The following is an 8,876-nucleotide window of genomic DNA, read 5'->3' on the forward strand; positions in this document are numbered from 1 at the left end:
TGTTGCAAGATGCGGTATCTCACACCTTGCGGTTCGCCGCTCTGGTCCTGCTGCTCGGCGCCGCCGCCGGCCCGGCCCGCGGCGACGATGCCGCGGTGTTGACCTCACAAACCGAAACCCTGAAACCGTATCCGGCGGTTCGTTATTTTTGTAGCCCGGCGGCCGAATCACCGGCGCCGGAGCAGCTGTTCGGCAACCCCGAGGCCTGGCCCTGGCGGGCCACCGGCAACGAGATGGCCAACCTGGGGTTCACCGCCGATCACTGCTGGTTCCATTTGACCGTGCGCAACCAGGACAACGCCGAGAACGAATGGCGCCTGGTGGTGAACTACGCCCTGCTGGGGCAGCTGGACACCTATGTCCTAACCTCCGACGGCGAGCGCCTGGCGCACTTCAGCGCCGGCATGGACAGCGCCTTCAACGAGCGGGCCAGCGCCGAAGCGACGCCTTCTTTCCCACTGAACCTGCCCCCCGGCGAGCAGCGGGAGCTGTATCTGAAGGTGGTGTCCCCACACAGCATTCAACTGCCTCTGGAGTTGATGAGCAACCCCGCGTTCCAGTCCGCCACGCTGGCCCACACGCTGGTTCAGGGTTTGTTCTTCGGCGGCATGCTGGTGATGATTCTCTACAACCTGTCGCTGTTTTTCTCGATCCGGGAAAAGGCCTATCTGCTGTACGTGTGCTGGTCGCTGGCGATCACCCTGTTCATGGCGGTCCTGCACGGCTATGCGCAGAAGTATCTGTGGCCCGGCTCGGCGCTGATCAGCCAGTACATTCTGCATTACCTGCTGCCGCTGCTGGTGATTCTGCCGTCCCTGTTCACCTTGCACTTTCTCGGCCTGCCGGAACGCTCCCCCCCGCTGGCGCGGCTGCTCAGAGGCCTGGTGGGCCTGGGCGTGGCCCTGCTGCTGGCGGCGCCGTTCGTAAGCCGGGAGCTGCTGATTCCGGTGGCGGTGCTGGCGATCCTGGCGATGGATTTAAGCATTCTGCTGATCGGCCTGCTGCGCACCCAGGCCGGCGACCCGGACGCGCGGGTGTTCACCCTGGCCTGGCTGTGCTTTCTGGTCGGCGCCGCCGCCATGTCGCTGAACAAGTACGGCATCGTGCCGCGCAACGGCTTCACCGAAAACCTGCTGCAGGTGGGCGTGTTCCTGGAGGTGGTGCTGCTGTCACTGGCGCTGGCCCGGCGCATCAACCGCCTCAAGGAAGCCCATGCGCTGTCCGTGCGCGACAAGGCGGTGGCCGAGATGGACGCCTTCAAGGCCGGCGCGCGCAACCAGGCGAAAAGCGAGTTCCTGGCCACCATGAGCCACGAAATCCGCACGCCGATGAACGGCATCATCGGCATGACCGACCTGCTGCGGCGCACCACGCTCAGCGGCCAGCAGGCGCAATACGTGGACACCATCTACCAGTCCACCCAGTCGCTGGTGACGGTGATCAACGACATCCTGGATTACTCACGGATCGAATCCGGCAAGCTGGAGCTGGAGTATCAGGAAGTGGACGTGGAGCACCTGGTGGACGACTGCGTGCGGCTGTTCTCGCTGCGGGCGTCGGAAACCCGGGTGCCGCTTTACACCTTCATCGATTCCCGCGTGCCCCAGCGCATCCATACCGACCCGATCCGCGTGAAACAGGTGCTCACCAACCTGCTCAGCAACGCCTACAAGTTCACCGACCAGGGCCAGGTGGCCTTGCACCTGAGCGTGCGCCAGCCCCCCGACGACCAGGGGCAGTGCGTGATGATGCTGGAAGTGGTCGACACCGGCATCGGCCTGGACGAGGCCCAGCAGCAGAACCTGTTCCAGGTGTTCAGCCAGGGCGCCCGCGGCAGCCGCCACAAGTCGCAGGGGGCCGGGCTCGGCCTGACCATCTGCAAACGGCTCACCGAGTTGCTGGGTGGGGAGATCGGCGTGTCCAGCTCACTGGGGCGCGGCGCCACCTTCTGGATCACCCTGCCGACCCGGGTCGGCGCCCCCAGCCGCGAGAAAAACCCGCTCGCCGGCCACCAGGTGATGATGATCAACGAGAACGCCTCGCTGTCGTTGAGCCTGTCTCAGCTGATGGCCCGCTGGGGGCTCGGCGTGATCGAGTTCGCCGACTGCGAGCAGGCCCTGGCGGGCCTCAGCGCGGACACCCTCCGGGCGGACATTCTGCTGGCGTCGGAGGCCAACCTGGCCCGGCGCGGCGAACTGATCCATATCCGCAACCGGCTGGGTGACCCGCCCCTGCTGATTCTCCAGGCCACCGGCGCGGAAATCACCGGCGAGCTGCCCGGCGACATGCTGCTGGTGGAGACGCCGGTGTCCTCGCGGGCGCTCAAGCACACGCTTTCCACCCAGCTGCAGGAGCGCCTGGACCAGGCCGAGCCCGCCGACAGCGCCCCCAGCGGCGCCTCGGAGCATCCCGGCCTGCGCCGTCTGAACGTGATGGTGGTGGAAGACAACGCCGTCAACCAGCTGGTGATCGACAGCATCCTGCGCTCCATCGGCATCCACGCCACGCTGCTCAACGACGGCGCCCAGGCCCTGCGCCGGGTCAGCGAGCGCCCCGGCAACTGGGACGTGATCTTCATGGATTGCGAAATGCCGGTGATGGACGGCTACCAGTCCACCCGCGAGATCCGTCTGTTCGAGCAGAGCCGGGACGTGGACCCCTGCTGGATCATAGCCCTGTCCGCCCACGCCGCCGGCGATTACGTGCAAAAGGCCCGCGACGCCGGCGTCGACGATTACCTCAGCAAGCCGGTGTCCCGCTCCCAGGTGTTGGAGGCGCTGCAGCGCAACCGGGCGCTGTCCGCCGGCGGCGACTGATCGCGACGGATGAAATGGCCGGCGCGGGCCAGTATCATGTCGGTTCGTTTTTCTGCCGACGTTGAAGTTCTCCATGAGCGAAGCACCCCGCAAGATACTGGTCACCAGCGCCCTGCCCTACGCCAACGGCCCGATCCATCTGGGCCACCTTCTGGAATACATCCAGACCGACATCTGGGTGCGCTTTCAGAAGCTGCGCGGCGAGCAGTGCCTGTACGTTTGCGCCGATGACGCCCACGGCACCGCCATCATGCTCAAGGCGGAAGAGAAAGGCATCACGCCGGAGCAGCAGATCGAGCAGGTGAAAGCCGAGCACGAGCGCGACTTCGCCGCTTTCCAGATCCGCTTCGACAATTACTACAGCACCCACAGCCCGGAGAACAAAGCGCTCTCGGAGATGATTTTCCAGCGCAACAAGGACGCCGGCTACATCCTGGAAAAGACCATCACCCAGCTCTACGACCCGGAAAAAGGCATGTTCCTGGCCGACCGGTTCGTGCGCGGCACCTGCCCCAAGTGCAAGACCGCCGACCAGTACGGCGACAACTGCGAGGCCTGCGGCGCCACCTATTCGCCGTCGGAGCTGATCGACCCCTACTCCGCGGTGAGCGGCGCCACGCCGGTGGAGAAAGAAACCACCCAGCTGTTCTTCGACCTGCCCAAGTTCGAGCCGCTGCTGCGTGAATGGACCCGCTCCGGCTCGCTGCAGGAAGGCGTGGCCAACAAGCTGCAGGAGTGGATGGAAGACCTGCAGCCCTGGGACATCTCCCGGGAAGCGCCCTACTTCGGCTTCGAAATCCCCGGCTATCCCGGTAAGTATTTCTACGTGTGGATGGACGCGCCGGTGGGCTACATGGCCAGCTTCCAGAATCTGTGCGAGCGCGAGGGCATCAATTTCGACGACTACTGGAAAGCGGATTCCGACGCCGAGCTGTATCACTTTATCGGCAAGGACATCATCAATTTCCACGGTCTGTTCTGGCCGGCAATGCTCGACGGCGCCGGCCTGCGCAAGCCCACCGCCATCTTCAGCCACGGCTTCGTCACCGTGAACGGCGCCAAGATGTCCAAATCCCGGGGCACCTTCATCATGGCGCGCACCTACCTGGATCATCTGGATCCGGAGTATCTGCGCTACTACTTCGCCGCCAAGCTGAACAGCCGGGTGGATGATTTCGACCTCAATCTGGAAGACTTCGCCCAGCGTGTGAACACGGATCTGGTCGGCAAGGTGGTCAACATCGCCAGCCGCACCGGCAACTTCGTCAAGAAATTCGGCGGCCGGCTCGGCGACGACCTGGACAACCCCTTGCTGGCCCGCGAAGCCCAGGAAGCCGCCGGCCGCATCGCCGCCTTCTACGAACAGCGTGAATTCAGCAAGGCAATGCGCGAGATCATGAGCCTGGCCGACCACGCCAACGGCTACATCGCCGACAAGGCGCCCTGGAGCCTGGCCAAGGAAGACGGCAAGGAGCAGGAGGTGCTGGCGATCTGCACCACCGCCCTGAACGTATTCCGGCTGCTGGTGCTGTACCTGAAGCCGGTGCTGCCGGGCCTGGCGGAACGCGCCGAGGCCTTCCTGGATATTCCGCCGCTGACCTGGGCGGACGCCGGCACCCTGTTGCTCGACCACCCGATCAACAAGTTCAAGCCGCTGCTGTCACGGGTGGACATGGCGCACATCGAAGCGATGCTGGCCGATTCCCGCGACACCAACCCGGCGGCTTCCGCCGGGGAAGCGGCGGCCCAGGACACGCCCGAGGAGGAAGACGACACCATCACCATCGACGACTTCCTCAAGGTCAAGTTGCGCGCCGCCCGCATCGCCAAGGCGGCGCCGGTGGAAGGTGCCGACAAACTGCTGCAGCTGACCCTGGACGTGGGCGAACTGGGCGAGCGCAATGTGTTCGCCGGCATCAAAAGCAAATACCGCCCGGAAGACCTGGAAGGCCGCATGGTGGTGCTGGTGGCCAACCTGGCGCCGCGCAAGATGAAGTTCGGCGTCTCCGAAGGCATGGTGCTGGCCGCCGGCCCCGGTGGCGACGACATCTTTCTGCTCAGCCCGGACGATGGCGCCGAGCCTGGCATGGAAGTGCGCTGAGGCCTCGCCGGGGCCATAAAATGGTGGGAGCTTGCCTTGCAAGCGAAAGGCCGGCTTTGCCGGCCGGCAGGATCCCAAAGGCGCTCGCATAAAAAAACCGCGGCCGATTGGCCGCGGTTTTTTTTGGTTCCGTGGCGCCCGCGCGGGGCGCCGAACGGACAGGGGGTTTACTGACCGCCCTGCTGCTGACGCATCTGTTCCTGCATCTTGCGCATCTGCTCACGCTGCTGCTGAGCACGCTTTTCCAGGGTGGCACGCTGCTCTTCGGTAAGCGTGTCCTGGATACGGGCCTGCAGAAGCACGCTCTCGGCGGTCACATCGCCGGTCAGCTCGCCCAGCTCTTCCGCGTTATCGCGGATTTCGCCTTCGTCGTAATCCGGACCGATCTGGTCGCTCAGGGCCTGCTGCAACTGCTGCGCCTCGGTGCGCATTTCCGTGATCTTGCCTTCGGAATCCTTGATCAGCTCACGCAGTTCCTGCTTTTGGTCGTCGCTCAGATCGACCATGCGATCCAGCTGGTCCACCTGATCGCCGCGCTGCTGGCCGGGGGCCGCTTGCTGAGCGGTTGCGGTGGCACCGAGACCGAGGGCCAACAGGGCCGCCAGGCTCACTTGCTTTAAGGTCGTCATAGAGATCTCCCAGACGTTTCGTGGACTGTTTAAAGTCGTGAACGGGTCACGCTACCGGATCAGGCAACCGAACGTCACCCCCGGTTCCCCGGGCGACAGAGAACCGCTGGTCCTGACTTCCAGGTCACCACTGTGCAGCCGAGTCATGACGCGGGGTCCAGCCGGACACCTCGAAAACGGAAAATTTTGCTAAACTCGCCGTTCCCAAGCGCGAACCGACCCTAATTGATGACTGAATACCTCCTCATCCTGATCAGCGCGGTGCTGGTGAACAACTTCGTCCTGGTGCAGTTCCTAGGCCTGTGCCCGTTCATGGGCGTCTCCAATAAGGTGGAGACCGCCATGGGCATGTCGCTGGCGACCACCTTCGTGCTGACCCTGTCATCGGTGCTCGCCTACCTCACCTGGGCCTATATCCTGGTGCCGTTCGAGCTGGAGTACCTGCGCACCATCAGCTTCATTCTGGTGATCGCGGTGGCGGTGCAGTTCACCGAGATGTTCGTCAAGAAAGCCAGCCCGCTGCTGTACCGGGTGCTGGGCGTGTTCCTGCCGCTGATCACCTCCAACTGCGCGGTGCTGGGCGTGGCGCTGCTCAATGTGCGTCAGAGCGACGCCACCTTTATGAGTTCCCTGACCTACGGCCTGGGCGCCGCCCTGGGCTTCTCGCTGGTACTGATTCTGTTCGCCGCCATGCGTGAACGGATCGCCGTGGCCGATGTGCCCGAGGCCTTTCGCGGCCCCAGCATCGGTCTGATCACCGCCGGGCTGATGTCCCTGGCGTTCATGGGCTTTTCCGGGTTGATCAAGTTATGACCACGGTACTGATCGCCATCGCCGCCCTGCTCGGGCTGGCGGCGCTGTTCGGCGCCGTGCTCGGCTACGCCTCCGAGAAATTCAAAGTGGAAGGCGACCCCATCGTCGAGCAGATCGACGCCCTGCTGCCGCAAACCCAGTGCGGCCAGTGCGGCCACCCCGGCTGCCGCCCCTACGCCGAGGCCATCGCCGAGGGCGAAGAGCACAACCGCTGCCCGCCCGGCGGCGAAACCACCGTGGAAGCGCTCGCCGACCTGCTCGGCCGCGAGGTGCTGCCGCTGGACAACGAGGGCGCCGAGGACGCCAGCGTGGAGCGCGTGGCCTACATCCGCGAGGACGAATGCATCGGCTGCACCAAGTGCATTCAGGCCTGCCCGGTGGACGCCATCGTCGGCGCCGCCAAGCAGATGCACACGGTGATCGCCGACGAGTGCACCGGCTGCGACCTGTGCGTGGACCCCTGTCCGGTGGACTGCATCGACATGATCGAGCGCCCGGTGACCCTGGCCACCTGGACCTGGGACCGGCCCGCCGGCATCGGCCGCCGTCCGGAACAGCGCATAGAGGTGGTGAACCTGTGAGAGCGAACCTGTCCCTGTTCCAGCGTCTGCTGCCCGGTGCGCGCCGCGCGCCGGTGTATGACTTCCCCGGCGGGGTGCACCCCGCCGAACACAAAACCGTGTCCAACCGGACGCCGATCGCGCCGGGGCCGAGGCCGGCGCAGCTGGTGCTGCCGCTGAACATGCACCTGGGCGCCCCGGCCCGGCCCATCGTGGCGGTGGGCGACCGGGTGTTGAAGGGGCAGATGCTGGCCGAGCCCGCCGGCGCCGTCAGCGCCGCCCTGCACGCGCCCACCTCCGGCACCGTGGTGGCCCTGGGGCCACGCCCGATTCAGCACCCCTCCGGCATGGACGCGCTCTGTATCGTGCTGGAGCCGGACGGCGAGGACCGCTGGGCGGAGCGCCGGCCGGTGGCCGACCACACCCGGCTGGGCCCGGGCAAGCTGATCGCCCTGCTGCGCGACGCCGGGGTCGCCGGCCTGGGCGGCGCCGGCTTCCCCACCAGCGTCAAGGTGAACCTGGGCGACCATCAGCGCGTCGAGCAGCTGATCATCAACGCGGTGGAGTGCGAGCCCTACATCACCGCCGACGACCGCCTGATGCGCGAACGGGCGGACGAAATCGTGCTCGGCATTCAGATTCTGCAGTACCTGCTCAACCCCCACGACACCCTGATCGGCATCGAGGACAACAAGCCCGAAGCCATCGCCGCCCTGCGCGCCGCCTGCGCCGACAGCGACGTGGAAGTCCGCGTGGTGCCCACCAAATACCCTTCCGGCGGCGAAAAACAGCTGATCCAGCTGCTCACCGGCAAGGAGGTGCCCAGCGGCAGCATCCCCGCCCAGTGCGGCGTGGTGTGCCAGAACGTGGGCACCGCCTGGGCGGTAAAACGGGCAGTGCACGACGGCGAACCGCTGCTGTCGCGCATCACCACCGTCACCGGCGACGCCGTGGCGCGCCCCGGCAACTACGAAGTGTGGCTGGGCACCCCGGTGGCCGACCTGCTGCACCACGCCGGCGTGGACAAGGAGCGGCTCGGCCGTCTGGTCATGGGCGGCCCGATGATGGGCTTTACCCTGCACGATCCCTCCGTGCCGGTGGTCAAGACCAGCAACTGCGTGATCGCCGCCAGCGCCGAGGAACTGCCGGAACCGCCGCCGGAGCAGGCGTGCATCCGCTGCGGCGCCTGCGCCGAGGTGTGCCCGGCCAACCTGCTGCCGCAACAGCTCTACTGGTACGCCAAGACCGACGACTTCGAGCGCGCCCAGCACCACAACCTGATGGACTGCATCGAGTGCGGTGCCTGCGCCTATGTGTGCCCCAGCCATATTCCGCTGGTGCAGTACTACCGCTACGCCAAGGGGGAAATCCGCACCCAGACCGCCGAGCAGATCAAGGCGGACCGCGCCCGGGAGCGCTTCGAGGCCCGCCAGGCCCGGCTGGAGCGAGAACAGGCGGAGAAGGAAGCCCGCCGCCGCGCCCGCCTGGAGGCCAACCGCAAGAAGCAGGAAGCGGCGACCGACAGCGGCGCCGGCGACGAAAAGCTGGCAGCGCTGAAGAAGGAAGTGGGCCAGGCGTCCAGCGCCTACAAAGCGGCGGTGAAAGCGGCCAAGACCGCCGAAGCCCAGGAAGCGGACAACGCCGCCGAGCTGCGCGCCCGGGCGGACAGCCTCAAGGCGGAAGCGGACCGGGCCAAGGCGGCCCTGCGCGACGCCAAGGCCGCGGCGCCGGCGGCGGCGCCCGCGGCGCCCGCCGGGTCCTCCGCCCTGGCGGGCCTGAAGAAGGCGGTGGGCGAAGCCTCCAGCGCCTACAAGGCCGCGGTGAAAGCCGCCAAGACCGCCGAGGCCGAGGAAGCGGACGACGCCGCCGACTTGCGCGCCCGGGCCGACCAGCTGAAAGCGGAGGCGGACCGCCTGAAAGCCGAGTTGCGCGACGCCAAGGCGGCCCAGGGACCGGC

General features: G+C 66.3%; 6 protein-coding genes. 5 read left to right on the top strand and 1 reads right to left on the bottom strand.

Annotation, left to right across the window (positions count from 1 at the left end):
• Positions 1-26: 26 nt before the first annotated feature.
• The gene (locus ISO4_RS10550; RefSeq protein ID WP_228548054.1) at positions 27-2,816 is read left to right on the top strand and encodes a hybrid sensor histidine kinase/response regulator; all 2,790 of its coding nucleotides are present in this window, start codon (positions 27-29) and stop codon (positions 2,814-2,816) included.
• 73 nt (positions 2,817-2,889) lie between these two features.
• Entirely contained in the window at positions 2,890-4,917 is a 2,028-nt protein-coding gene (gene metG / locus ISO4_RS10555) for a methionine--tRNA ligase (protein ID WP_194856176.1), read from the top strand.
• A gap of 167 nt (positions 4,918-5,084) precedes the next feature.
• Here metG and ISO4_RS10560 read toward each other — a convergent pair whose 3' ends face one another.
• On the bottom strand, positions 5,085-5,546 hold the full coding sequence (locus ISO4_RS10560; RefSeq protein ID WP_194856177.1) for a Spy/CpxP family protein refolding chaperone: 462 nt from the start codon (positions 5,544-5,546) through the stop codon (positions 5,085-5,087).
• 228 nt (positions 5,547-5,774) lie between these two features.
• Between ISO4_RS10560 and rsxA the strand changes: the two genes are divergently transcribed.
• The 3 genes from rsxA to rsxC all read left to right on the top strand — a co-directional run.
• Positions 5,775-6,359 (top strand): electron transport complex subunit RsxA, encoded by a 585-nt coding sequence (gene rsxA, locus ISO4_RS10565; protein WP_142949109.1) that lies wholly within the window; start codon positions 5,775-5,777, stop codon positions 6,357-6,359.
• A complete protein-coding gene (rsxB, locus tag ISO4_RS10570) occupies positions 6,356-6,940 on the top strand; it encodes an electron transport complex subunit RsxB (protein ID WP_142949110.1) in 585 nt (194 codons plus the stop codon). The genes rsxA and rsxB overlap by 4 nt, the downstream gene beginning before the upstream one ends.
• Positions 6,937-8,876, top strand: a 1,940-nt coding sequence (gene rsxC, locus ISO4_RS10575) for an electron transport complex subunit RsxC (RefSeq protein WP_323745369.1), incomplete at its 3' end; no start/stop codon positions are given. The genes rsxB and rsxC, both read left to right, overlap by 4 nt.

Origin of the sequence: Alloalcanivorax venustensis ISO4 (assembly GCF_015356855.1) — a bacterium.
In the GTDB taxonomy this organism is placed as follows: domain Bacteria; phylum Pseudomonadota; class Gammaproteobacteria; order Pseudomonadales; family Alcanivoracaceae; genus Alloalcanivorax; species Alloalcanivorax venustensis.